The organism is Paenarthrobacter sp. NPDC090520 (assembly GCF_044769205.1).
Taxonomy (GTDB): domain Bacteria; phylum Actinomycetota; class Actinomycetes; order Actinomycetales; family Micrococcaceae; genus Arthrobacter.
In genome coordinates, this window is record NZ_JBIVXM010000002.1 from 172,683 (window position 1) to 198,282 (window position 25,600).

The window sequence follows — 25,600 nt, forward strand, 5'->3', positions numbered from 1 at the left end:
TTCCACCCGCGAGGGGGCTGATAACAGAAGAATGAGGAGTCAAAGATGTCTCTTGGAATTGTTTTCCTTTCCGAAGTATTCGGAACCATGATGCTGACCCTTCTGGGTTGCGGTGTCGTGGCCAACGTTGCGCTCAAAGGCACCAAGGGCAACAACGCTGGATTCTTGATGGTGACCTGGGGCTGGGGAATTGCGGTCTTCGCGGGCGTCTTTGTGGCCGCAAAGTCCGGGGCCCACCTCAACCCCGCCGTCACCCTGGGCCTGCTCGTCAAGGGCAGCAAGGAATACGCCCCCGACGTCGCAGTCACCTTTGGATCCACGCTGACCTACTTCGGCGGCGAACTCCTGGGCGCCTTCCTTGGTGCCGTGGTGTGCTGGCTCGCGTACAAGCAGCACTTCGACGCCGAGCCCCTTCCGGCCAACAAGCTGGGCACCTTTTCCACCGGCCCCGCCATCCGTTCCACGCCGTGGAATCTGATCACCGAAATCATCGGCACCTTCGTGCTGGTCTTCGTGATCCTGACCTTCGGCGGTACGCCTTCGGGCCTTGGACCGCTGGCCGTGGCACTGCTCGTTGTCGGCATTGGCGTGTCGCTTGGCGGACCCACCGGCTACGCCATCAACCCCGCGCGTGACCTGGGCCCGCGCATTGCGCACGCTGTCCTCCCCATCCAGGGCAAGGGTTCCAGCGACTGGGCCTATTCCTGGATTCCGGTAGTGGGACCCCTTGTTGGTGGCGCCCTCGCAGGCCTCGTGGCCATCTGGGTTCCGGACATCATGCCCGCCGTCGCCGGCTGATCCCTTTCCAAACAGGCAATACCCAACCACCCAACCACAGACAAGGACGTCACCATGAACCAATACGTCATCGCCATTGACCAGGGCACCACGAGTTCCCGCGCCATCGTGTTCGACCACGCGGGAACCATCGTTTCCACGGGCCAGATGGAGCACGAGCAGATCTTCCCGCAGGCAGGATGGGTGGAGCACAACCCGGCCGAAATCTGGGACAACACCCGCGAGGTCATTGCCTCAGCCCTCTCCAAGGCGAACCTGACACGGCACGATATTGCCGCCGTCGGAATCACCAACCAGCGCGAAACCGCGGTGGTTTGGGACAAGAACACCGGCGAGGCCGTCTACAACGCGATCGTCTGGCAGGACACCCGCACCCAGCCGATCGTCGACGAACTGGCCAAGGACGGGGGAGTGGAGCGGTTCAAACAAAAGGTAGGCCTGCCGCTGGCCACGTACTTCTCCGGGACCAAGATCAAATGGATCCTGGACAACGTCGAAGGAGCCCGGGAGAAGGCCGAAGCGGGAGACCTCCTCTTCGGAAACACCGACGCCTGGGTGCTGTGGAACCTCACCGGCGGGACCGACGGCGGCGTGCACGTTACCGATGTCACCAACGCCTCACGCACATTGTTCATGGACCTGGAGACGCTTCAGTGGGACCAGGAGATCCTGGACGTCTTTGGGGTTCCGGCCTCCATGATGCCGGCCATCAAGTCCTCCTCCGAGGTCTACGGCCAGGTCCACACGTCCCAGTTGCTCCGGGAAACCCCGGTTGCCGGCATCCTGGGCGACCAGCAGGCAGCCACGTTCGGCCAGGCGGCTTTCCAGCCCGGTGAAGCCAAGAACACCTATGGCACCGGATGCTTCCTGATCTTCAACACCGGCGAGGAGATTGTCCATTCCAAGAACGGCCTGCTGACAACGCTTGGCTACAAGTTGGGAGACCAGAAACCGCACTACGCGCTGGAAGGATCCATCGCGGTCACGGGCTCGCTCATCCAGTGGCTCCGGGACAACCTCGGCATGATCAGTTCGGCCCCGCAGGTGGAAGAACTTGCTGCCGCGGTGGAGGACAACGGCGGCGTGTACATCGTGCCCGCCTTCTCCGGCCTCTTCGCCCCGTACTGGCGTGCCGACGCACGCGGCGCGATCGTAGGTCTCACCCGGTACGCCAACAAGGGCCACATCGCCCGGGCAGCCCTGGAAGCCACGGCCTTCCAGACCCGCGAGGTACTCGACGCTGTCAACGCGGACTCCGGCGTGCCGCTCACCGAGCTGAAGGTCGACGGCGGCATGGTCGCCAACGATGCCCTCATGCAGTTCCAGGCGGACATCCTGGGCGTGCCGGTGGTCCGGCCGAAGGTTATTGAAACCACCGCCCTCGGTGCGGCCTACGCCGCTGGCCTGGCTGTGGGCTTCTGGAACGACCTCGGCGAGCTCAGTGCCAACTGGGGCGAGGACAAGCGCTGGGAACCGCAACTGGATGCGGCAGAGCAGGAGCGGCAGTTGCGGTTGTGGAAGAAGGCTGTGACCAAGTCCATGGATTGGGTGGACGAGGATGTGAAGTAGTTCAAAAAAGGGGCCGATGACTCCCGCCTGCCCGTCCCCAGCTGCTCCCGCCGCTCGCAAGCTCGCGGTGGGGCCCTCGCAGCTGGGGGCCCACCGTGGGTGCCCACCACACCATGGCGGGAGTCCCCGGAACCTCTGTCTGCCCAGGCTCCGCGCCGCACCAACCGCATGGGCTTGGTGCGGTAAGGTATGTGTATGCGTGCGAACCTTCTGCTTAGTTAGCCGCCCGGCAATCTTCGCCGTGCGGCCGCCCCTCCATTGTCGAGGGGCTTTTGTGTGTCCGGGGGTTTTTGTGCCTTTGGGATCGTGCGACAACAGCAGAAGGTAATTCCGCCATCGAGAACAGAAGAGGGCAGCAGTGAGCGTTCAGCCGGAGACAGAGACCGGAACAGCACAGGCAACGGCAGCCGGAGCACCCGAAGAGGGCGTCTACAGCTTCGCGGCCATGGAAGCCAAGTGGCCGCAGGTCTGGGACGACCTCAAGGTGTTCACCCCCGTAGATGACGGTTCGCGGGAGCGCCGCTATGTGCTGGACATGTTCCCCTACCCCTCGGGCGACCTCCACATGGGCCACGCCGAGGCTTTCGCCATGGGCGATGTCGTGGCGCGCTACCTCCGGCAGAAGGGCTACGACGTCCTGCATCCGATCGGCTGGGACTCCTTTGGCCTGCCGGCCGAGAACGCGGCCATCAAGCGCAATGCCCACCCCAGCGAGTGGACCTACGCCAACATCGATACGCAGGCCGCGTCCTTCAAGCGCTATGCCATTTCCGCCGACTGGTCCCGCCGCCTGCACACCTCCGATCCCGAGTACTACCGCTGGACGCAGTGGCTGTTCAAGCGCTTCTACGAGCGTGGCCTGGCCTACCGCAAGGACTCGCCGGTCAACTGGTGCCCCAAGGACCTCACCGTCCTGGCCAACGAACAGGTGGTCAACGGTGCCTGTGAACGCTGCGGCACTCCCGTCACCAAGAAGTCGCTGAACCAGTGGTACTTCAAGATCACGGAGTACGCCGATCGCCTGCTCGAAGACATGGACCAGTTGCAGGGCCACTGGCCTGAACGGGTCCTCGCCATGCAGCGGAACTGGATCGGCCGCTCGGAAGGCGCCCACGTCCGCTTCGTCATTGAAGCCGAAGGAAGCCGCCCCGAACGCGAAGTCACTGTCTTCACCACCCGGCCGGACACCCTGTACGGCGCAACCTTCTTTGTTGTCGCAGCAGACGCCCACCTGGCCCTGGACCTGGTCACCCCGGAACAGCATGACGAACTCATGGCGTACCGCGAAAAGGTCAAGGCACTCTCGGAAATCGAGCGCCAGTCCACAGAGCGGGAAAAGACCGGTGTGTTCACTGGCCGCTACGCCATCAATCCGCTCAACGGCGAAAAGCTGCCCGTGTGGGCCGCGGACTACGTCCTGGCCGACTACGGGACGGGCGCCATCATGGCTGTTCCCGCACACGACCAGCGCGACCTCGATTTCGCCAAGGCGTTCAACCTGCCTGTCCGCGCCGTACTGAACACGGGCGAGGACGATCCTGCGGAATCCGGCGTAGCCACCGCAGGCGAAGGCACCCTGCAGAACTCGGGCGCACTGGACGGCCTGAGCAAGGCCGAGGCCATCCCTGCTGCCATCGACATCCTGGAAAAGCAGGGCACCGGTGAGAAGTTCGTCAACTTCCGCCTCCGCGACTGGCTGTTGAGCCGCCAGCGGTTCTGGGGCACGCCGATTCCGATCATTCACTGCGGCGAATGCGGCGAGGTGCCGGTTCCGGATGACCAGTTGCCGGTGAGGCTGCCTGAAGATCTCCGCGGAGAGGCGCTGGCGCCCAAGGGCACATCACCGCTGGCCGCCGCCGTCGAATGGGTCAACGTCGAGTGCCCCAACTGTGGCCGCGCCGCACAGCGCGATACCGACACCATGGACACGTTCGTCGATTCGTCCTGGTACTTCCTGCGTTTCGTCTCGCCGAACTTCACTGAAGGCCCGTTCGATCCGGCGAAGATCAACGACTGGATGCCGGTAGGGCAGTATGTGGGCGGCGTGGAGCACGCCATCCTGCACTTGCTGTATGCCCGCTTCTTCACCAAGGTCATCAAGGACATCGGCCTCATCGAAGCCAACGAGCCCTTCAGCGCCCTGCTCAACCAGGGGCAGGTGCTCAATGGCGGCAAGGCCATGAGCAAGTCCCTGGGCAACGGCGTGGACCTCGGCGAACAGTTGGACAAGTTTGGTGTGGACGCTGTCCGCCTGACCATGGTTTTTGCCTCTCCGCCCGAGGACGACGTTGACTGGGCAGACGTTTCGCCCGCCGGGTCGGGTAAGTTCCTGGCCCGTGCGTGGCGCCTTGGCCAGGACGTCACCAGCGAACCCGGCACCGATCCGGCCACGGGCGACCGTGCCCTGCGGACCGTGACCCACAAGACCATTGCCGATGCCGCGGAACTGCTGGACAACAACAAGTTCAACGTGGTTGTCGCGCGCCTCATGGAGCTGGTCAACGCGACGCGCAAGACCATCGACTCCGGTGCCGGTGGAGCCGATCCCGCCGTCCGTGAGGCCGTTGAGGCTGTTGCCGTGATCCTCAGCCTCTTCGCTCCGTACACTGCGGAGGATCTGTGGAACGCCCTTGGCCACCCTGTCTCCGTGGCCAACGCAGGTTGGCCCGCACACGACGAGTCCTTGCTGGTCCAGGAAACCGTCACTGCCGTTGTCCAGGTGCAAGGGAAAGTCCGTGACCGCCTGGAAGTCTCCCCGGACATCAGCGAAGACGAACTGCGTGAACGCGCGCTGGCATCGGAAAACGTCCAGCGCGCCATGGACGGCCGTGGCATCCGCACCGTCATCGTGCGGGCACCTAAACTGGTGAACATCGTTCCTGCCTAGCGGGGATTGTGCGGCCGCCGGCACTGTGCCGGCGGCCGGCCATCATCTTTGGAGGTTGCGTGCCTGAGCGAGAACCACCCGCGTGGATGTGGCTCAAGGAAAGAGTGGCGCGCCTCCGGCAACCAGCGGCGCCGGTTCCTGTCGCTGAAGAGCCCCTTGCCGCCGTCGTCACGACTGCCGTGGTCACCGATTCGGCAGCCGCGTTGCCCGCCGACTGGGTTTCCGCCTTTACGGCCGACGGTCGTTTGGCTGTTGTTCCCATGCCGGTGATGGTGGGAAACGAAATATACGGTGAAGGTGAAGACGACATCACCCAGACGTTGTCGTTGGCGCTTGCCTCCGGCGCCTCGGTGAAGACCTCACGGCCATCGCCAGGCCAATTCGAGCAGGCGTATCTGGCCGCCCAACGTCGTGGATTTGAGGCCGTAGTCTCCATCCACATCTCGTCCGAACTCTCCGGAACCGCCGATGCAGCCCGCCTGGCTGCAGCCCGCGTGACGATTCCCGTGGAAGTTGTTGATTCCCGGACCGTGGGTATGGCGCAGGGGATGGGTGTTCAAAGCGCTGTTGTTGCCGCGGCCGACGGCCGGGGAGCTGCTGAGGTCCGGGACTTCGCCGTGGAGCGGATGGACCGCACCAAGGTCTACTTCTACGTCCCCAGCCTTGAGCAGCTTCGCCGCGGCGGCCGCATCGGCGCCGCCGCCTCGCTCCTGGGAACGGTGCTTTCCATCAAACCGATCCTCGCCGTCGACGGCGGCAAGATCGTCCCGCTGGAAAAGGTCCGGTCCGCTGTACGGGCCATCTCCCGGTTGGAAGAGATCGTCGTCGCCGACGTCGCGTCCCGCGCTCCCGGCCAGGCGCGTCTGGCCGTACACCACTTCGGGAATCCAGCCGAGGCAAAGTCACTTGCCGCCCGGCTGGCCGAAAAATGTCCCCAGTCTCCGCTTGCCCAGATCAGTTCCCTCCCCGCCGTTCTTGCCGCACACGCCGGTTTGGGTGTGTTGGCCGTCATTGTGGGAGAAAGCAGTACGCCGGGCAATTGACGGCTTTATCCACATAGTCCCGATGGGGAACAGTGCCCGTTCGGACCCGGCCATAGGCTCGATTCATGCCACGCCGGACCCAGGACGCCTCGTCCGATGCCGCAACCGCGGTGTTCAGGCGGCGGCTGTCCCGTCATGTCCAGCCCGCTGTGCAGGCGGAACCGCTGCTGGCGATTGCGGTGGAGGAGCAGACCTCCGACGGCGGTGACAGTGCCGGACTGCCGACGGCGGTCCCTTCCCGTTTCCGGTGGCGCAGCCCCCGCGCCGTGGTGTTCGTGGTGGCTCCGGCCGCCGTGGTGGCGGCCGTGTGCTTTGTCTGGCAAACCGGCCAGGACCAACCATTGATCGAACCGCTCACCCCTGCTGCAACCTCCGAGGCAGCAGTTCCCGGTGCGGAGGCCGGGCAAGTCACGATGACCGGTGCGACCGTGGTTATCCACATCGCCGGTGCCGTGCAAAAACCTGGAGTGGTCTCCTTGCCGGAGGGCAGCAGGGTTTTCCAGGCCATTGACGCGGCCGGAGGTGCTGCCCAGGATGCCCGTCTTGACGGACTGAACCTGGCCGAAGTGGTGGCGGACGGGGCCAAGATCGTGGTGCCGCGTGCGGGGGATGCGCCCGTCCCGCCTCCGGGGCAGGAACAGTCTGATGCGGAAGTCGGAAGTGCCGCGGGGCCGGGAAGTTCGGCCAAAGTCAATATCAACACCGCCAGTGTCGAGGAGCTCGGCACGTTGCCCCGCGTGGGACCCGTCATGGCGCAGCGCATCGCGGACTGGCGAAAGGATCACGGCCCCTTCACGTCCGTCGAGGAATTGGACGCGATCGACGGCATCGGCCCCAAGCTCATGGAAGCGCTCAAGGGCCTGGTGACGGTGCAGGGTGGCTGAGTCCGCCGAAGGAACCTCGGCCAGGCGACTGGACGTACGCCTGGTCCCGACAGCCCTCGCAGCCTGGGCGGCGGCTTTGGCGGGAACGGTGGCTCCCCAGCCGTGGTCCGCCTCGATCTGCGCTGTGCTGGTGGTGGGTGCCTTGGGTTTGACGGTGTCCGGACGGAAACGCCGACGCCGGGGGATGTGGGTACGGACCACGTCGTCCACCCTCGCGCTGGCCTGCGTGGCCGGTGCCGCCGTGGCCCTGCACTGTGCCTTGGACATGGCCTGGCGCGAGCAGGGCCCGCTTGCCGCCGCTGCCGCCCGAAGCGATGGAGTGGTCATTACGGTCCGCGTTACCGGTCCTCCGGCGGCGCTGTCCGTTCCAGGGCATTCCGGGGAAAGCCGCTGGGCCGTCCCGGCGCAGGTGGAACACTTCACCTCCCAAGGCAATACCGTGACAGATTCGGCCGCGGTGTTGGTCATCGGTGGGGACGCCTGGGAGCGCGTGCGGCCGGGACAATCGCTGAGAACCGCGGGAACCCTGGGGGAGGGCAAGCAGGGCCAGCCCGAGGCCGCTGTCCTGGCCGCGTCAACGGCGCCCGTGCTGGAGGCTGATTCCTACGACCCCCAACAAACCGCGGCCCGGGCCCGGGAGCAATTCCGCACAGCGTCGGCTTGGTTGCCCCTGGACGCGGCAGGCCTGCTGCCGGGCATGGTTACCGGCGACACCTCCACGCTGCCGGAGAGCCTCGAAGCGGCCATGAAAACTACGGGCATGACCCATCTGACCGCGGTCAGCGGTGCAAACTGCAGCCTGGTCCTGGGTGGATTCATCCTGCTGGCCCGGACCTTCCGCCTGCCGCGGCCCCTGGCGGCCATCAGTGGGGTTGCCGGTCTGGCGGCCTTCGTGGTCCTGGTCGGACCGGATCCGAGCGTCCTGCGGGCGGCGGTCATGGGCACGGTGGGGCTGGCCGCCCTCACCGCGGGGCGTCGCGGCAGGTCACTGTCCTTCCTCTGCCTTGCGAGCACCTCGCTTTTGCTCCTTGACCCCGGCTTGTCGGTGTCATTCGGGTTCCTGCTTTCCGTCCTGGCCACCCTCGGTATCGTGTTGCTCGCCGGCCGCCTGGCGTCATGGTTTCCGGCATGGGTTCCCGCGTGGTTGGCCACGGGCATCGCCGTTCCACTGTCAGCGCAGTTCATGTGTGGACCCGCCATCGTTGCACTGCAGCCCCAATTCTCGCCCTACTCCCTCGCAGCCAATGTGCTGGCTGGGCCATTGGTAGCCCCCGTCACCATCCTCGGAACCATCTCCGTGCCGTTGGCTTCGGTGCCATGGCTGGCCGCGGCTCCCGTGGCCGTGGCGGGGACCAGCGCCGGAATGGTGGCAGCTGTGGCCCGGTTCTTCGCCGCCCTGCCAGGTGCTGCCATGCCGTGGGCGGAGGGGCCGGTCGGGATCGCATCCATGCTTGCCTTCTCCACCGTTGCTGTCCTCGTAACGTGGAGCCTGCTCCATCCGGCAGGCTTCCGCGTGGCGGTGCTGACCTTCCACAGCAACATCATGAAGGGCCTGGAATCCCTCGAGCGACCTGCTTCGTGCCGGGCTGCGCTGCGGGGTGCCGGTCGACGCCATCAACACCTACGCCGCGGACGTGGCAGACTTAAACCTTGCGCAAACCCGTCCGGAAGGAATCACCAGTGGCTGCTGCCCAGAACACCCGGGCCAAGAACATCCCGGCAAACAACGCCGGATGGCGCGACGCAACGCCTGCCGCCGTAGTGCTGGTCACCGGACCGGAAGAGTACTTGGGAATCCGTGCGATGGACCGCATCAGGTCCCTGGTCCGCTCCTCAACCCCGGATGTGGAGCTGACCAGGCTCAACGCGGGAGCATACGAGGGCGGCTCCTTGGCCATGACGGTAACCCCATCGCTTTTCGGTGAAGGAAAGCTGGTCGAAGTCGAAGGCCTCGAGTCGATGAACGACGCCTTCCTTGCTGACGCCATGAAGTACCTTCCCCAGCCGGAAGACGACGTGGTCCTTGTCCTGCGGCACGCGGGGGGAGTCCGGGGCAAGAAGTTGCTCGACGCCGTCAAGGCCGCAGGCTGGCCCGTGATCGACTGCCAGCCCCTCAAAAAGGACGCCGACAAGACGGCATTCGTCGTAGCGGAGTTCAAAGCCGGCGGCCGGCGGATCGAGGGCGGGGCGGTCCAGGCCCTCGTCAATGCAGTGGGAGCCAATCTTTCGGAGCTTGCCGCAGCATGTAACCAACTCATCGCCGACGCCACCACTGCCGTCACCGCGGACACCGTAGACAGATACTATGGCGGCCGCGTCGAGGCCACGGCCTTCAAAGTAGCGGACGCGGCCATGGCAGGAAATGGTCCGTTGGCCCTCTCCACCCTGCGGCATGCGGTCTCCACCGGAGTTGATCCCGTTCCGTTGGTGGCGGCACTGGCGGCCAAGCTGCGGACCATTGCCAAAGTGGCGGGCGCCAAGGGGTCCTCAGCGACCATCGCGAAGAGCCTGGGCATGCAGCCCTGGCTCGTGGAGCAGGCGCAGCGGGATGTCCGCCGTTGGACTCCCGAGGGGCTCATCCGCTCCATCCAGGTCATTGCCGAGGCTGACGCCCAGGTCAAGGGCGAGTCGAGGGATCCCGTGTATGCCGTGGAGCATGCAGTCACAGTCATCTCGACGTCGGCCCAGCGCAAGTGAGGACGCCCTGGTTGGGCTGGGCGCTGGGCTGGGCTTAAAAGCCAGGAGGCCGGCACCCGTGGGTGCCGGCCTCCTGTTCAGCTCAGTCGAACTGGAAAAACCTTAGAGTGCGTTGACCTTCTTGGAGATCGCCGACTTGCGGTTAGCAGCGTTGTTCTTGTGAATAACGCCCTTGCTGACAGCCTTGTCCAGCTTACGGCTGGCAGCAGCAAGTGCAGTTCCAGCAGCATCCTTGTCAGCAGACGCAACGGCGGTGTTGACGGCGCGGATGGCCGTCTTCAGCTCGGACTTGACTGCGTTGTTGCGCAGGCGAGCCTTCTCGTTGGTGAGGATGCGCTTCTTCTGGGACTTGATATTAGCCACGTATGAACTCTCTTTTTAATGCGGAAATGGTCTAGAGGGTTGTCAGGTTGGCCATCGACTGAGCGGCGTGGGGATGCCTATGGCAGCCAACCATGTGTGGCCGTCGACCTGCACGGACACACAGCTATAAAGAATAGCAGAAAGACGAGCGAACTGCGGAATGCCTCAGTTCCTGGTGGACTTCCCGTCCAGGGCCCGAGCGACATCACCGAAGGCAGCTTTACCGAGTACAGCTCCTTCGCGCCGGACTGCGCCCGGATCCAGTCGGATGACGCGGTCCACTTTAACTTCGCTGGGGCGGCCCTGGCGGTCCCAAGGACCTGCGCCGATGTCCACGTAGTCGTCCGCCCGCATCCCGTTGTCGTGGTCCTTGGAGGTCAGCATCAGTCCAAGAAGCCACTTTCCATCACGTCCCACCAGCAGCACCGGCCGGTCCTTGCCCTGCGCGTGATCCTCCTCGTACGGCACCCAACTCCACACGATCTCGCCCGGATCGGGCTTCCCGTCCGGTTTGGGGGCGTAATGCGGTGTGACCCGGCCGTGGTAGTCGCCGGGATAAGCGCCGCGCAAGGGTTCGACGCCGGTGGGCCGGCTCTGCTGCCTGGCCGCCGGGGTCCCGGAGCGTTGCCGATCCCGGGGAACTGAGGCGGTGCCGTTTCCCCGCAACGCCTTAAGGGAGCGCAGGATGAAGGTGCCGAGGGGTCGCAAGTCCAAAGCCATGGGATAAAGCTACCCCTTGGCCACGGGGTGCGTCGGACCGGAATGTACGTTGAACGGCCGGTTCATGGGACACTGGAGGATCAGATATGCGGTATGTCCTGCGCTGGCCCCTGCCCAGTGAACGGTGAAGCCGCGTGAATGCCGACAGTTAGGACCCTGCGTGTCTCCCATGGCCCGCACCGCACCGGTGCCCGCCGCAACAGATCCGGCCATCATCCGGAACTTCTGCATCATCGCCCACATCGACCACGGCAAGTCCACCCTGGCCGACCGCATGTTGCAGTTCACCGGCGTCGTTCAGCAGCGCGACATGAAGGCCCAGTATCTGGACCGCATGGACATTGAGCGTGAGCGCGGCATCACCATCAAGTCCCAGGCCGTCCGGATGCCGTGGGAAGTCGAAGGCACCGCCTACGCCCTGAACATGATCGACACCCCCGGCCACGTGGACTTTACGTACGAGGTCTCCCGCTCCCTGGCAGCTTGTGAAGGCGCAGTGCTGCTGGTCGACGCGGCCCAGGGCATCGAGGCGCAGACCCTGGCCAACCTTTACTTGGCGATGGAAAACAACCTCACCATCATTCCCGTGCTGAACAAGATTGACCTCCCGGCAGCCCAGCCGGAGAAGTATGCGGCTGAACTGGCCAATCTCATTGGTGGCGACCCGGATGACGTCCTCAAGGTGTCCGGCAAGACCGGCGTAGGCGTCGAGGCGCTCCTGGACAAGATTGTTCACGATCTCCCGGCTCCCGTTGGCGATCCCAATGCCCCTGCGCGAGCCATGATCTTTGACTCGGTGTATGACACCTATCGTGGCGTAGTTACCTATGTCCGGGTGGTGGACGGCAAGCTCAACCCACGCGAACGCATCCAGATGATGTCCACCCGCGCTTCGCATGAGCTGCTGGAAATCGGTGTCAGCTCACCGGAACCCACGCCATCCAAGGGCCTCGGTGTGGGTGAGGTGGGATACCTCATCACCGGAGTGAAGGATGTCCGCCAGTCCAAGGTTGGTGATACGGTCACCAACCTGGCCAAGCCGGCATCCGAGTCGCTCAGCGGCTACGCCGACGCCAAGCCCATGGTCTTCTCCGGTCTCTATCCGCTGGATGGTACGGATTACCCGGTCCTCCGCGACGCCCTGGAAAAGCTGATGCTCAACGACGCGGCGCTCGTGTACGAGCCGGAGACTTCGGCAGCGCTGGGCTTTGGATTCCGGGTCGGTTTCCTCGGCCTGCTGCACCTTGAAATCACGCGTGAGCGCCTGGAGCGGGAGTACAACCTCGACCTCATCTCAACTGCGCCCAACGTGGAGTACGAGGTAACGCTCGAGGACAAGAAGGTGGTCCACGTCACGAACCCGAGTGAGTACCCTGTGGGTAAGATCGCCGAGGTCCGTGAGCCGATGGTGTCGGCTACTGTCCTCGCCCCCAATGAGTTCGTCGGTGCCATCATGGAACTCTGCCAAAGCCGCCGCGGCCAGATGAAGGGCATGGACTACCTCTCCGAGGATCGTGTTGAGCTCAGGTACTGGATTCCGCTTGCTGAAATCGTGTTCGACTTCTTCGACCTCCTCAAGTCCAAGACCCGTGGCTATGCGTCGCTGGACTGGAAGGCGGACGGCGAACAGGTGGCTGATCTCGTCAAGGTGGATATCCTCCTTCAGGGCGAACAGGTGGATGCCTTCAGTGCCATCACCCACCGCGACAAGGCCTACTCGTACGGGGTCATGATGACCTCGAAGCTTCGCGAGCTCATTCCGAGGCAACAATTCGAGGTGCCCATCCAGGCCGCCATCGGCTCGCGGATCATCGCCCGTGAAAGCATCAGGGCCATCCGCAAGGACGTCCTTGCCAAGTGCTATGGCGGTGACATCACCCGTAAGCGCAAGCTGCTTGAGAAGCAAAAAGAGGGCAAGAAGCGCATGAAGATGGTGGGTCGTGTGGAGGTTCCCCAAGAGGCCTTCATCGCAGCCCTCACCACGGACGAGTCCAAGGACAAGGCCAAGAAATAAATGCCCAGCGTCCTTCCTTTGGGCGATCCGGCACCTGCGGACGGGCTCCTGCCCCCGCAGGTGCTCAGTGGCGTCCAAGACCGTAAATTCGGCCTGTATGTCCACATCCCTTTTTGCGCGGTCCGCTGCGGTTACTGCGATTTCAACACCTACACCGCCACTGAACTGGGCGGCGGCGCGTCGCAGGACGCCTATGCCGGCACGGCCGTGGCCGAAGTGGATTTCGCCGTTCGCGCGCTGGAGGCTTCCGGCGTTCCATCCCGCCCGCTGAGCACCGTCTTCTTCGGCGGTGGCACCCCTACGCTGCTCCCGGCGGAAGACCTGGCACGGATCCTGCGTGCCGCCGTCGGACACTGGGGACTTGGGCCGGACGCAGAGGTGACCACCGAGGCGAACCCTGATTCCGTCACGCCCGAGTCCCTCCAAGTGCTCGCGGATGCCGGGTTTACCCGGGTGTCGTTCGGCATGCAGTCCGCTGTGCCGCATGTCCTCAAGGTCCTTGACCGCACCCACACCCCCAGCAGGGTCCCGCTGGTTGTTCAATGGGCACGCGACGCGGGCCTGGCGGTAAGCCTCGACCTGATCTACGGCACCCCGGGTGAGTCCATGGACGACTGGCGGCTGTCCTTGGAAACCGCCCTGTCCTACAATCCTGACCACATCAGTGCGTACGCGCTGATCGTCGAGGATGGCACCAAACTGGCTGCCCAGATCCGGCGTGGGGAAGTGCCGGGAATCGACGACGACGACCACGCAGCAAAGTACGAGCTCGCCGACCAGCTGATTTCAGCGGCAGGCCTCACCTGGTACGAGGTCAGCAACTGGGCCAGGACTCCCGAACAGGCGTGCCGCCACAACCTCGCCTATTGGCGGGGCGACGACTGGTGGGGGATCGGCCCGGGAGCCCATTCCCATGTTGGCGGTGTCCGGTGGTGGAACGTCAAGCACCCCACTGCCTACGCTTCACGCCTGGCGGCGGCAACGTCGCCTGCTGCGGGCAGGGAAACCCTCGACGCCGGTACGCGGGAAGTGGAGCGCATCATGCTTGAGGCGCGCCTTGGCTCGGGATTGGACGTGGATGCCTTGGACAAAGTGGGCAGACATGCCATGGCCGGGCTGATTGCCGATGGCCTGGTGGATCCCGCTGCGGCCTTCAAGGGCCGCTTGGTGCTGACCCTCAAGGGCCGTTTGTTGGCGGACGCAGTGGTGCGCAGGATCCTGCCGGACTGACCGCCCGCGGCGCTATTTGATCCAGCGCAGGTTGAAACGGTAGCGGTGGGGTTGGCCGTGGTTGACGCGGATGCCCGCGGAAACCGAGAAGCACGTCAAGGCCACCCAGATGGCTGTCGCGATGACCGCGAAGATGTTGCCCACAACCGGCAGCAGGACCAGGATGTTCGCCAACACGGCCGCGATGGTGGGCGGAAGCGTGAAGTTCAGGGCTTCCTTGGACTCCTGCGCCGTAAACGGTCCACGCTCGCGGAAGATCAAGTAGATGAGCAAGGACGGAAGGCAGCCGAGGATTCCACCGAAGTGCGCCAACGTGGCCCACTGCCGGTCTTCGCTTGCCGTGAGGGGCAGTGCATTCGCAGGTGCGCCATGGTACTGGGGCTGGCCTGCGGCCCTGCCCTGTTCTTCTGGAGCGTTCTCTGCCACGGTGTCTTCCCTTTGCTGTAAAAATGCGGTGTTGCTGTCCCAGAATACTGGGTCCGGACTCCCTGCAGGGACCATCCGTCCCTGAAACGGGCAGGTGTCCCTGCTCAGGGGGCGGTCAGGAAGTCGATGACTTCCTCCACGCGCCCCAGAAGGGACGCTTCCAGGTCCGCATACGTCCGCACAGCCCCGAGCAAGCGCTGCCAACCAAGCCCGATGTCCTCCGCCGTTTCGTGCGGCCAGCCGAAAGCCCTCAGGATTCCCGTCTTCCAGTCCGTGCCGCGAGGCACGTCGGGCCACTGTTCGATGCCCAGTACCTTGGGGCGGATCGCCTGCCATACATCGACGTAGGGGTGTCCCACGATCAACACGTTTCCCGTGGCTCCCGGTACCTGCATGGCCTCGGCCGCAATGCGTGACTCCTTCGAACCGGCCACCAAGTGGTCCACCAGGATTCCGAGCTTGCGTTGCGGTCCGGGTCCGAAGGCGGCGATGGCGGACCGGAGGTCGTCCACGCCATGTAGCGGCTCCACGACGATGCCTTCCACCCGGAGGTCGTCACCCCAGACCTTTTCTACGAGTTCGGCGTCGTGCTTGCCTTCCACCCAGATCCGGCTGGCTTTTGCCACTTGTGCGCGTTGGCCCTGGACTTTGACAGAGCCCGACGCCGTCCGGCCGGGCTGGACAGCGCCGGCCTGGACAGCGCCGGCCGGTTGCCTGGCGGCCGGGGGGAGCAGACGAATGGCCTGGCCCTCCAGGAGGAAGCCGAACCCCAGTTGGAAGGACCGCGTCTTGCCCCGGCGGTCCTCAAGCGACACGATGTGCATTCCGCCGGACTTCTCTACCCGGACGACCTCGCCCACCCACCCGGATTGGACGTCTTCCAGGACCATCCCGCGCTGGACAGGCACTTCGGGAAGCTGCTGTTTGACGGGTGCGGAAAGGTCCTGCGGACCCCATGTGTCGAAAGCCAAGGACTTCATACCTCTTCGCGCTGGGTTTGATGGGCCGGTAACGGGTGGAGCCGGCTCCCCGGACGTCATCCGCGGGCGTTTTCAATGCTAGCAACGGGGTGGCCCATACTAGACTTGTTAGCACTTAGGCATGTTGAGTGCTAAAAGCAAGGGTCAGTCCGGGTCCATCCCATGCCGGGCAGCCCGCATTCGGAGCGTCGACAGGAGGTGTTGCACATGAGTGAGCCGCGCAAGCTGGAAGTGTTGCGTGCCATCGTCGAGGATTACGTGCACTCTCGCGAACCTGTCGGGTCCAAGGCATTGGTGGAGAGGCACCATCTGGGCGTTTCCAGTGCCACCATCAGGAATGACATGGCCGTCCTGGAAGAGGAAGGCCTCATTGCCGCCCCGCACACCAGCGCGGGCCGCATTCCCACGGACAAGGGCTACAGGTTGTTCGTGGACCGGATTTCCCAAGTGAAGCCGCTCTCGGCCGCCGAGCGCCGGGCCATCCATTCCCTGCTTGAAGGCCCCGACGATCTTGACGACATCCTGGAGCGGACAGTCAGGCTCCTGTCGCAGTTGACCAACCAGGTAGCGGTGGTGCAATACCCGCACTCCAAGCGGGCCCTGGTCCGGCATGTGGAGTTCGTGCTGCTGGCACCCAAGCAGGTGTTGGTGGTCCTGATCGCGGACACCGGCAGCGTGGGACAAAAAGTCATCGATGCCGGAACCGAGGTCAGCAACGAGTCGTTGCTGGCCCTGCGTGCGAGGTTCCTGGGCAGCATTGCCGGCACTCCCTTGGAGCTGTTGCCGCAGGTGCTGCCCTCCGTCGTGGCCTTGTGCAGGCCGGAAGTCCGTGGGGTGGCGCAGGTCCTGGCCTCCGGACTCCAATCCCTCAGCGATACCGGCCGCGAAGAGCGCATCCTGATGGCGGGAACAGCAAACCTGGCCCGCTCCAACGTGGACTTCCCCCTGAGCATCGGCCCGGTACTTGAGGCCCTCGAGGAACAAGTAGTGATGCTTCGGTTGTTGTCTGACATGGGTGATGATCCACGCGGGGTCACCGTCAGCATCGGCCGGGAGAACCCCTATGACGGGCTGTCCGAGGCCTCGGTGGTCGCCACGGGTTACGGCTCCGGCGCCAAGGTGGGCATCCTGGGGCCCACCCGGATGGACTATCCCACCACCATGGCCGCCGTGCGGGCCGTGGCCCGCTACCTTTCCCGTATTCTCGGCGGCTGAGGCCGGCCACCAACGTAAGAACCGCAGCACAACAAGGAAGAGATACTGACTTTGAGCAGCCACTATGACGTTTTGGGAGTCTCCCCGGAAGCCACCGGAGAAGAGATCAAAAAGGCGTACCGCAAGTTGGCGCGAAAACTGCACCCGGACGTGAACCCGGGCGAGGATGTCGCTGAGCAGTTCAAGGCCGTGACGCACGCCTACGAAGTGCTGTCCGACCCGCAGAAACGCCGCGTGTACGACGCCACCGGCAACGAGAACGGAACCGACAACGGTTTCGGTGGCGGCTACTCCGGGCAGGGCTTTGCCTTCCAGGACATCTTCGATACCTTCTTTGGCGGTGGCGGCGGGGGACACGCAGGTCCTGCCTCCCGCGTCCGGCGCGGCCAGGATGCCCTCATCAGCGTCCGCATCGACCTCAAGGACGCGGTCTTCGGCGTCAACAAGAAGCTTGAAGTCGACACCGCGGTTGTCTGCCCCACCTGTGATGGCAGCTGCTGCCGTCCCGGAACGCACCCTGAACGCTGCGACATCTGTGGTGGCAGCGGCCAGGTCCAGCGGGCAGTGCGCTCCATCCTCGGCCAAGTCATGACCACGGCCCCGTGTGGCTCCTGCGAAGGCTTCGGCACCATCATCAAGGACCCCTGCAACGAGTGCAGCGGCCAGGGCCGCATCCGCAGCCGCCGCTCGCTGACCATCAAGGTGCCGGCGGGCGTGGCAACGGGAACGCGCATCCAGCTGTCCGGCCAGGGTGAGGCAGGCCCTGCCGGAGGCCCTGCCGGCGACCTCTACGTTGAGATCCGCGTCAACAGCGATTCCACGTACATCCGCGAAGGCGACGACCTCCACGCAACACTGAGCGTGCCGATGACTGCTGCCGCGCTGGGAACGGAACTGACCCTGGAGACCTTCGATGGCGCCCAGGAAATCGACGTCAAGGCGGGCACGCAGTCGGGTGAAATCATTACCCTCCGCGGTTTGGGGGTCACCCATCTTCGTGGCTACGGCCGCGGAGACCTCAAGGTGCACTTGCACGTCGAGACGCCGGTCAAGCTGGATGCCGCGCAGGAAGACCTGCTGAGGCAGCTTGCGAAGTTGCGCGGTGAGCAGTTCACGGAAGGCAAGCTCGTAGCCAGTGGCGGCATGTTCGCCAAGCTCCGGGACAAGCTCGGTAACCTGTAGCGGTGAGCAACCCCGTCTTCTTCACCCCGGCCGGGAGCCTGGACGGACTGGGGCCGGGTTCCGTGTTCATCCTCGAAGGTCCTGAAGCCCGCCACGCCGTGACCGTGAAGCGGCTGGCCGTCGGCGAACCCGTGGATCTCGCGGACGGGTCCGGCGCCCGGCTCACTGGCAAGGTGTCCGACGCCGGCCAAGGCTCGCTTTCGGTGACGGCAACGGACGTGGTCTTCGAGGAACAACCGTCGGTGCGGCTGGTGCTGGTCCAGGCCCTGGCCAAGGGCGACCGGGACGAGCTCGCCATCGAGACCGCCACGGAACTCGGCATCGACGCTGTCATTCCCTGGCAGGCGGAACGTTCCATCGTGCGGTGGAAGGGCGACCGTGCGGCCAAGGCCCATGCAAAGTGGCAGTCGGTGGTCACCGCCGCTGCCAAGCAGGCACGTCGCGCCTGGATCCCCGAGGTCAGGTCCATCGTGGACTCCGCATCGCTGGCCAAGGCAGTCGCTGAGGCAGACGTGGCCGTCATCCTCCATGAGGATGCAAAGAATGGACTGCGGTCCGTCCTGGAAGGCGCGGCCCAACTGGCCGGTGCCGACCCTCACGCACCCCGGGAAGTCCTGTTGATCGTTGGACCGGAGGGTGGCATCTCGCCGCGCGAAGTAACCCGCCTGAGCGATGCTGGTGCCGTGACGGCCCTGTTGGGCCACCATGTCCTGAGGTCATCGACGGCCGGGCCTGCCGCCGTCGTACTGGCGAGCGATGTCCTGGGGCGCTGGCAGGAGGCTTGACCCAGGGCGTCAGTTGACGTTGAAGAGCCTGGTATCCAGTGTCGATTCGTCGGCTTGCCCGGAACTGTCCACCTGGGTCACGCGAAGCTCGTAGCGCCCGGGCTTCAGCGTGGCGCTGAAGGTGAAGACGCCGAATTGTCCCGGTTCACCGGTGGATTTCACTTGGCCGGTGAGCAGGCTGGTCCTGGCGCCGCCGTTATCCTGCAGGATTTGCCAGTTCACCGGCTTGGAGCTGTCCGTGCTGCGGCCGTTGAACTTGACGGCACCGGCCGGCAAAGTCGTGTCCTCCTGGGGGTCGATGATCCACAGGGGAGCCACCATCGAGGCGTCCCTCGCCATGGGTTGGCCGAGTTTCACTTGGCCGAAGGCCATGAAGTCGGTGTGTCCATCCACCAGGATGACCACCTGGATCTGTTGCCCGGAGTTGATCAGCCCGGAGGACGAGGCTGCTGCAGTGGCTGTGTACACCAACTGCTGGACCGCCCGTTGGGCCATGCCGGCGTCGAGGTTCGAGTTGAAGGCGTCCCGCGAAATGTCCACCGTGATGACGTTCTTGCCTGAGATCGATGTGGCCAGGCTGCCGGGTTCCTGCCATGGGGTGAAGAAATCGTGGTCCAGCGGCTTCTCGGCCATCATGATGCGCAAGGCCGTGGTGACGGGGTTCCCGTCGCCGGAGATGTCCCGGAACTCGCGGTAGAGGTAGACGTTGTCCTTGCTCCGCCCGATCCAATAGACCGGGATCTTGGTGGAGGCCTGGGTGGTTTCCAACGGCGCGTTGCTCGCGGGGGCGTCCTGGACATTGATGGCCGGGCTTGAGGTGGGCGCGGTGGTGCCGCCGTTGGCGATGCAACCGGTCAGGAACAGGACGGCAGCCATAGCGGGCGCGGCAACGGCGGACTTCGTCCGCTTGCGGGCGCCTTGCTGTGGGGTGGCTGACTGCGTGATGTGGGGTTTCCTTGCCTTGCTTCCGCCGGAGTGGGCATCCGGTCCTGCGCGGGCGGACTTTTCACCCCGCCTTGCCAGCTTGGCATACGTCCGACGGCGGCTGGCCGGGTTTTGCCGGGCCGGCACCAACTGAAACAGGATTGATACCGGCTTGATGCCGAGTTGAGACAAACAGCCAACGTAGCGGTGGTGGCATCCGGCTCTTCGTGCGATGGTGCCGTGCCAGTTCGGACGGCAGCTTGCTGGCGTAGGATTGAAGGCATTCCGGCATATGGCCGGACCACGGTGGGCGCGGCGCCTGACCGGGGAAAAGACGATAACCAACCGGAGGAGAACAGGCCGTACGGCCAGCACTATGAGTGAATCCCTGAATGGGCGGCTGCGGACCGGCAACGGGAACCCGGCGGCCACAGAGTTCCCGCACACCTTGCCGGGCACGCGCACGGAAATCGTCACGTTCGACAATTCAGACCAGATGGTTCACTCGCTGGGCAGCCACGACGAAGCCCTGCGTTACATCGAGGACCAGTTCCCGGACGTCAACTTCCATGTGCGGGGCAACGAGTTGTCCATGTCCGGTCCGTCGGCGGTCATCCCGCGGATCATGCGGCTTCTGGAAGAAGTGCGCGGGCTCGTCGCCAAGGGCACTACCGTCACGCCGGACATCCTGCAGCAGCTCGTTTCCCTGCTGGGGGCGCAGTCCGTCCAGAACCCTGTTGACGTCCTGACACACAACATCCTGTCCAGCCGGGGCAAGACCATCCGCCCCAAGACGCTGAACCAGAAGAACTACGTCGACGCCATCGACGACAACACCGTGATCTTCGGCATCGGCCCGGCCGGTACGGGCAAGACGTACCTGGCCATGGCAAAGGCCGTCCAGGCCTTGCAAAACAAGGAAGTCAGCCGGATCATCCTGACGCGTCCGGCAGTGGAAGCAGGGGAGCGGCTGGGCTTCCTTCCCGGTACCCTCAGCGACAAGATCGACCCCTACCTCCGTCCGCTGTACGACGCCTTGCACGACATGATGGACCCCGAGTCGATTCCCCGCCTCATGGCCGCCGGCACCATCGAAGTTGCCCCGCTGGCCTACATGCGTGGTCGGACGCTCAACGATGCCTTCATCATCCTGGACGAGGCGCAGAACACTACTCCGGAGCAGATGAAGATGTTCCTGACGCGCCTTGGTTTCGGTTCCAAGATGGTTGTGACGGGAGACGTGACCCAGATCGACCTTCCCTTCGGCGCAACGTCCGGCCTGCGGATCGTGAGGGAGATCCTGACGGGCATCGACGACGTCAACTTCTCGATCCTGGAGGCGGCCGACGTCGTCAGGCACCGCCTCGTGGCAGACATTGTTTCTGCGTACAGCAAATGGGACGACGCCCACCGCCCGGCGACAGCGGGCACCCAGCACAAACGCGGAGAACACAAATGAGCATTGAGGTCAACAACGAATCCGGCGTGGAGGTGGACGAAGCCCAGCTGGTCACGTTGTCGCGCTTCATCTTCGAGCGCTTGTACATCCACCCCCAGGCCGAGCTGTCCATCTTGTTGGTGGATGAGGCGGCCATGGAGAAACTCCACATCGAACTCATGGATGAGCCAGGGGCCACGGATGTGCTGTCCGTCCCGATGGACGAGTTGACGCAGGGCACGCCGGACCGGCCCACACCCCAGGGCATGCTCGGCGATATTGCCATTTGCCCGCAGGTGGCCGAAGTCCAGGCACGCAATGCGGGACACCCCACGCAGGACGAGATGTTGTTGTTGACCACCCACGGCATCCTGCACCTGCTGGGCTTCGACCACGCCGAGCCGGACGAGAAGGAAGAGATGTTCGGCCTGCAGCGCGAACTGCTGTCTGAGTTCCTGGGCAAGGATGCCCCCATGGAGACCATGCAGTGACCTCGCTCCTCCTGGTCGGCATGGCGCTGGTCTTCCTGAGCTTTGTCGCCCTTCTGACGGCGGCCGAGGCCGCCTTCAATTTCCTGCCCCGGCATGAAGCTGAACAATCCGTGCACCGGAGCAAGGGCAAAGCACTGGGGAGCATCCTCCAGAACCCCGTTGCGCACATCCGCGCGCTGCGCTTTTGGCGCGTATGGTTCGAAATGGCAGCTGCGGTGGCGGTCGCCGTCGTACTTCACAGCCTGTTGGACAACGTATGGCTCGCCGGGCTCGCAGCCACCGGCATCATGGCGGTCATAGGTTTTGTCCTGGTTGGGGTTTCGCCGCGGCAGCTGGGGAGGGCGCACTCAGGTCCGGTGGTGCGGTTCACGGCACCGCTGATCCGGTTCCTCTGCTGGATACTCGGACCAATTCCCGGGTGGCTCGTGGCCCTGGGCAGCGCGGTGGCACCCGGCGCCCCGGGCGGCGACGACGCTTTCGTCAGCGAGGAAGAGTTCCGGGAGTTCGTGGACCGCGCGGCCGAGTCGGACATGATCGAGGACAACGAGGCCGAACTCATCCACTCGGTGTTCGACTTTGGGGATACCTTGGTGCGGTCGGTCATGGTTCCCCGAACGGACATCGTCAGCATCGGTACCGGTTCCGGGCTGGAAGCGGCGATGGCCCTGTTTCTCCGGTCAGGCTATTCGCGGATTCCGGTCATCGGCGAGAACACCGACCAGATCCGGGGCATCCTCTACCTTAAGGACGTTGCTGCGGCGCTCCACCGCAACGAGCACGGCCTGCAGCCGCACGACGTCGATTCGCTGGCCCGCGAGGTCCGGTACGTTCCGGAGTCCAAGCCGGTGAGCGACCTCTTGAAGGAACTCCAGCAGGAATCGACGCACGTGGCCATCGTGATCGACGAGTACGGTGGCACGGCCGGCCTGGTGACCCTTGAGGACCTCATCGAGGAAATCGTCGGGGAAATCGTGGACGAGTACGACGCCGCGGCGGAAGAGGCTGTTGACCTGGGCGACGGAACCTACCGTGTCAGCGCCCGCATGAGCATCGACGATCTCGGCGAACTCTTCGACATGGATCTCGACGACGACGAGGTGGACACGGTGGGTGGCCTCCTGGCGAAGGCGCTGGGCCAGGTACCGATCGTGGGAAGTTCAGTGGAGGTGAACGGGGTGTCGCTCAGGGCCGATAGGCTTGAGGGTCGGCGAAACCGGGTCAGCCACATCATTGCGGCAGCAATGCCAAAAGAAGAAACTGACCTTGAAGACCTTCTCGACGAGGCCGGCACAACGCAACAGGGAGTTCCACGTGAGCAAGCAAAATAAGAAATTCGACGCCGAGGACGCATTCGGCGGCTTCCACGCCGGTTTCTCGGTCCTGGTTGGCCGCCCCAACGCCGGTAAATCCACTTTGACCAATGCCTTGGTGGGGCAGAAGGTGGCCATCACGTCGGCCAAACCGCAGACCACGCGGCACACGATCCGCGGCATCGTGCACCGGGAAGATGCCCAGCTCATCCTCGTGGATACTCCCGGACTCCACCGTCCCCGCACCCTGCTGGGCAAGCGGCTCAACGAACTTGTGGCGGACACCCTGGCAGAGGTAGATGCCATTGGTTTCTGCCTTCCTGCGAACGAGAAGATCGGCCCCGGCGACAAGTACATCGCCGCCCAATTGGCGGGAGTGGGCCGCAAGCCCATCGTGGCGATCGTGACGAAGACCGACCTGGTGGACCGGCAGGCCCTGACTGAGCAATTGCTTGCCGTCGCCGAACTGGGAAGGGAAGTCCTCGGAGACCAGGGGTGGGCGGACATCGTCCCCGTTTCGGCCGCCGATGGATTCCAGGTCAACACGGTTGCCGATGTCCTCATTGGGCACATGCCGTCATCTCCGCCGCTCTACCCGGATGGCGAACTGACCGACGAACCTGAAGCAGTCATGATTGCCGAACTGATCCGCGAGGCGGCACTCGAAGGTGTCCGCGACGAACTTCCGCACTCGTTGGCCGTGGTGGTCGAGGAGATTGTTCCCCGTGAGGGCCGTACCGAGGACAACCCCCTGCTGGATGTCCGCGTCAATCTTTACGTGGAGCGTCCCTCGCAGAAGGCCATCATCATTGGCAAGGGCGGAAGCCGGCTGCGCGAGGTGGGCACCAACGCACGCAAAGGTATCGAAACCCTGCTGGGCACCCGTATCTACCTGGATTTGCACGTCAAGGTCGCCAAAGACTGGCAGCGGGACCCCAAGCAATTGGTGAAGCTGGGCTTCTGATTGGCCCTATGCATCGGCGTGGTCAGGGGATGGATGAGCAAGTTCACAGAAACGGCCACTATGATTGCGGAGATTCACCTGTTTGAGGAAAGGTAACCGAATAGTGCGACGTCGTGAAGCCCACGCCCAGGGCACCGGCACCGCTGCTCCCGGTGAGGCGCGCCATGGTGGGGGTCCCGAAGGAACTCCGCGCCACATGAACGCGCCCAAGGGGCTGCCCGTGTGGCTGAAAATCGTTACCGGAGTGGTTTCCGTGGCTTTGGTGGCCGGCGTAGCTTTCGCGGCATTCTGGTTCATCCGGCTCCAGAGCAACATCACCAAGGCACCGCTGAGCGCCGGCGACGAGCGGGTTTCCGGCGATGCCACTGTCAACGACAAGTCGGACAGGCTCCAGATCCTCATCCTGGGATCCGACACCCGCGACGGCAAGAACGCGCAATACGGCACGTCTGAGGATTCCACGGGCTACGGCCACTCGGACGTCATGATGTTGCTGGACATCTCTGCCGACAACAAGCGGGTCAGCGTCATGAGCTTCCCTCGTGACCTGCTGGTCGACGTCCCGCAATGCACCGACCACACCAACAACCAGACCTTCCCCGCGCGCAGTGGCGTCATGATCAATGCCGCCATGGCGGAAGCCGGGATCGGTTGCGCCGTGGATACGATCAACAAGCTCACGGGCCTCACCGTGGACCACTTCATGATGGCAGACTTCAACGCGGTCAAGGAGTTGTCCAAGGCCGTTGGCGGCGTGGACGTGTGCGTCAGCGACCCCGTTTTCGACCCCGACTCCGGCCTTCGCCTTGCCAAGGGCAACTCGCAGGTGGAAGGTGAGCAGGCTTTGGCCTTCCTCCGTACGCGCCATGCGTTCGGCGACGGCGGCGACCTTGGCCGCATCAAGGGGCAGCAGGCCTTCCTTTCTTCCCTGACCCGGAAGTTGAAGTCGGAAGGCACCTTGGCCAACCCGCAGCGCCTGCTGCAGATTGCCGATGTGGTGACACAGAACCTCACGGTGGACGAAGGCTTGGCCTCGGTCCCAACGTTGCTGACCATCGGCGGCCGGTTGAAGGACATTGATGTCTCCAAGGTGGCGTTTGTCTCTGTACCCACCCAGCCGGCGGCCATTGATCCCAACAGGCTTGAATTGGTGGAACCCCAGGCCTCGCAGCTCTTTGCTGCGCTCCGCGCGGACCTTGACCTGACCAACCCGGGAGCTACGTCGAGTCCTTCGGCAACGCCTTCCGCCACGGACGCGGCGTCGGCTGCACCCACTACGGTTGCGCCTCCGGCGCCGGCGTACAACAAGGCCATCCAGCCCGTTTCCGTGGCCAATGGCAGTGGCGTGGGTACGCGGGCACAGGAAATCATGTCCGTTCTGACCGGAAGTGGATTCACCCAGGCGGTGTCCTATCTGGCCAACCCGGTGGAACAGACGGTCGTTTACTACGGTGCCGACTTCGCTGACGTGGCTACGGATGTGGCGGCGCTCTTCGGTATCCCGGCAACCCAGGTCAAACAAGCCGCGGGCGTTTCCGGAGTCCAGGTTTACGTGGGTACGGACTTTGCAAGCGGTACCGCGTATGGTGCGGCTTCAGTTCCTACGGATGTGGTGAACCAGACGGCCAAGGATGCGGTGTGCCAACAAGTGAACCCCCTCTACATCACCCAGTAACTATC

22 protein-coding genes are annotated in these 25,600 nt (G+C 64.2%); 17 read left to right on the forward strand and 5 right to left on the reverse strand.

All coding sequences use genetic code 11. The annotated features are described in order from the left end of the window. The first annotated feature begins 45 nt into the window (after window positions 1–45). From ACIQTZ_RS03465 to holA, 7 genes are all read left to right on the forward strand, one after another. Entirely contained in the window at window positions 46–798 is a 753-nt protein-coding gene (locus ACIQTZ_RS03465) for an MIP/aquaporin family protein (RefSeq protein ID WP_397321664.1), read from the forward strand. A gap of 54 nt (window positions 799–852) precedes the next feature. Then, window positions 853–2,367 carry a glycerol kinase GlpK gene (gene glpK, locus ACIQTZ_RS03470; RefSeq protein WP_402977547.1) on the forward strand — a complete coding sequence of 505 codons (1,515 nt, stop codon included), beginning with the start codon at window positions 853–855 and terminating at the stop codon, window positions 2,365–2,367. Between the two features lie 358 nt (window positions 2,368–2,725). Beyond that, entirely contained in the window at window positions 2,726–5,254 is a 2,529-nt protein-coding gene (gene leuS / locus ACIQTZ_RS03475; RefSeq protein ID WP_402977550.1) for a leucine--tRNA ligase, read from the forward strand. An 8-nt stretch (window positions 5,255–5,262) separates the two neighbouring features. Beyond that, window positions 5,263–6,297: a DegV family protein gene (locus ACIQTZ_RS03480; RefSeq protein WP_402977553.1), complete on the forward strand. Its 1,035-nt coding sequence runs from the start codon at window positions 5,263–5,265 to the stop codon at window positions 6,295–6,297. A 65-nt stretch (window positions 6,298–6,362) separates the two neighbouring features. Beyond that, on the forward strand, window positions 6,363–7,181 hold the full coding sequence (locus ACIQTZ_RS03485; RefSeq protein ID WP_402977556.1) for a helix-hairpin-helix domain-containing protein: 819 nt from the start codon (window positions 6,363–6,365) through the stop codon (window positions 7,179–7,181). Continuing rightward, window positions 7,174–8,943 carry a ComEC/Rec2 family competence protein gene (locus tag ACIQTZ_RS03490; RefSeq protein ID WP_402977559.1) on the forward strand — a complete coding sequence of 590 codons (1,770 nt, stop codon included), beginning with the start codon at window positions 7,174–7,176 and terminating at the stop codon, window positions 8,941–8,943. Before ACIQTZ_RS03485 ends, ACIQTZ_RS03490 begins: the two co-directional genes overlap by 8 nt. Next, window positions 8,862–9,878 carry a DNA polymerase III subunit delta gene (gene holA / locus ACIQTZ_RS03495; RefSeq protein WP_402977562.1) on the forward strand — a complete coding sequence of 339 codons (1,017 nt, stop codon included), beginning with the start codon at window positions 8,862–8,864 and terminating at the stop codon, window positions 9,876–9,878. Before ACIQTZ_RS03490 ends, holA begins: the two co-directional genes overlap by 82 nt. A 102-nt stretch (window positions 9,879–9,980) precedes the next feature. On the opposite strand, the gene rpsT is transcribed toward holA, so the two are convergent. After that, window positions 9,981–10,241 carry a 30S ribosomal protein S20 gene (gene rpsT / locus ACIQTZ_RS03500; protein WP_347107561.1) on the reverse strand — a complete coding sequence of 87 codons (261 nt, stop codon included), beginning with the start codon at window positions 10,239–10,241 and terminating at the stop codon, window positions 9,981–9,983. A gap of 165 nt (window positions 10,242–10,406) precedes the next feature. Beyond that, the gene (locus ACIQTZ_RS03505) at window positions 10,407–10,961 is read right to left on the reverse strand and encodes a type II toxin-antitoxin system PemK/MazF family toxin (RefSeq protein WP_402977566.1); all 555 of its coding nucleotides are present in this window, start codon (window positions 10,959–10,961) and stop codon (window positions 10,407–10,409) included. A 160-nt stretch (window positions 10,962–11,121) separates the two neighbouring features. Here ACIQTZ_RS03505 and lepA point away from each other — a divergent pair, with 160 nt between their 5' ends. Continuing rightward, window positions 11,122–12,975, forward strand: a complete 1,854-nt coding sequence (lepA, locus tag ACIQTZ_RS03510; protein ID WP_400332050.1) for a translation elongation factor 4 — start codon at window positions 11,122–11,124, stop codon at window positions 12,973–12,975. Next, window positions 12,976–14,205 (forward strand): radical SAM family heme chaperone HemW, encoded by a 1,230-nt coding sequence (hemW, locus tag ACIQTZ_RS03515; RefSeq protein ID WP_402977569.1) that lies wholly within the window; start codon window positions 12,976–12,978, stop codon window positions 14,203–14,205. Between the two features lie 12 nt (window positions 14,206–14,217). On the opposite strand, the gene ACIQTZ_RS03520 is transcribed toward hemW, so the two are convergent. Then, the gene (locus ACIQTZ_RS03520) at window positions 14,218–14,631 is read right to left on the reverse strand and encodes a DUF4870 domain-containing protein (protein ID WP_387437228.1); all 414 of its coding nucleotides are present in this window, start codon (window positions 14,629–14,631) and stop codon (window positions 14,218–14,220) included. Window positions 14,632–14,735: 104 nt separating this feature from the next. After that, window positions 14,736–15,602 (reverse strand): DUF3097 domain-containing protein, encoded by an 867-nt coding sequence (locus ACIQTZ_RS03525; RefSeq protein WP_402977573.1) that lies wholly within the window; start codon window positions 15,600–15,602, stop codon window positions 14,736–14,738. Between the two features lie 216 nt (window positions 15,603–15,818). Here ACIQTZ_RS03525 and hrcA point away from each other — a divergent pair, with 216 nt between their 5' ends. Genes hrcA through ACIQTZ_RS03540 form a run of 3 tightly spaced genes read left to right on the forward strand, consistent with a single transcriptional unit; the run spans window position 15,819 to window position 18,793 of the window. Then, window positions 15,819–16,826, forward strand: a complete 1,008-nt coding sequence (gene hrcA / locus ACIQTZ_RS03530) for a heat-inducible transcriptional repressor HrcA (protein WP_402977576.1) — start codon at window positions 15,819–15,821, stop codon at window positions 16,824–16,826. A gap of 51 nt (window positions 16,827–16,877) precedes the next feature. Then, window positions 16,878–18,008: a molecular chaperone DnaJ gene (dnaJ, locus tag ACIQTZ_RS03535; RefSeq protein ID WP_400269262.1), complete on the forward strand. Its 1,131-nt coding sequence runs from the start codon at window positions 16,878–16,880 to the stop codon at window positions 18,006–18,008. A 2-nt stretch (window positions 18,009–18,010) separates the two neighbouring features. Continuing rightward, window positions 18,011–18,793, forward strand: a complete 783-nt coding sequence (locus ACIQTZ_RS03540; protein ID WP_400332062.1) for a 16S rRNA (uracil(1498)-N(3))-methyltransferase — start codon at window positions 18,011–18,013, stop codon at window positions 18,791–18,793. 9 nt (window positions 18,794–18,802) lie between these two features. Here the strand turns inward: ACIQTZ_RS03540 and ACIQTZ_RS03545 are convergent, their stop codons facing one another. Next, window positions 18,803–19,909 carry a GerMN domain-containing protein gene (locus tag ACIQTZ_RS03545; RefSeq protein ID WP_402977580.1) on the reverse strand — a complete coding sequence of 369 codons (1,107 nt, stop codon included), beginning with the start codon at window positions 19,907–19,909 and terminating at the stop codon, window positions 18,803–18,805. A 184-nt stretch (window positions 19,910–20,093) separates the two neighbouring features. Between ACIQTZ_RS03545 and ACIQTZ_RS03550 the strand changes: the two genes are divergently transcribed. From ACIQTZ_RS03550 to ACIQTZ_RS03570, 5 genes are all read left to right on the forward strand, one after another. Continuing rightward, window positions 20,094–21,176, forward strand: coding sequence for a PhoH family protein (locus tag ACIQTZ_RS03550; RefSeq protein WP_400332068.1), 1,083 nt, complete (start codon window positions 20,094–20,096; stop codon window positions 21,174–21,176). Continuing rightward, window positions 21,173–21,646, forward strand: a complete 474-nt coding sequence (ybeY, locus tag ACIQTZ_RS03555; protein WP_402977582.1) for an rRNA maturation RNase YbeY — start codon at window positions 21,173–21,175, stop codon at window positions 21,644–21,646. Before ACIQTZ_RS03550 ends, ybeY begins: the two co-directional genes overlap by 4 nt. Next, window positions 21,643–22,974, forward strand: a complete 1,332-nt coding sequence (locus tag ACIQTZ_RS03560; RefSeq protein WP_400332071.1) for a hemolysin family protein — start codon at window positions 21,643–21,645, stop codon at window positions 22,972–22,974. The genes ybeY and ACIQTZ_RS03560 overlap by 4 nt, the downstream gene beginning before the upstream one ends. After that, window positions 22,958–23,920 carry a GTPase Era gene (era, locus tag ACIQTZ_RS03565; RefSeq protein ID WP_402977585.1) on the forward strand — a complete coding sequence of 321 codons (963 nt, stop codon included), beginning with the start codon at window positions 22,958–22,960 and terminating at the stop codon, window positions 23,918–23,920. Before ACIQTZ_RS03560 ends, era begins: the two co-directional genes overlap by 17 nt. Window positions 23,921–24,116: 196 nt before the next feature. Further along, window positions 24,117–25,595: an LCP family protein gene (locus tag ACIQTZ_RS03570; protein WP_402977588.1), complete on the forward strand. Its 1,479-nt coding sequence runs from the start codon at window positions 24,117–24,119 to the stop codon at window positions 25,593–25,595. The last annotated feature ends 5 nt before the right edge of the window (window positions 25,596–25,600 follow it).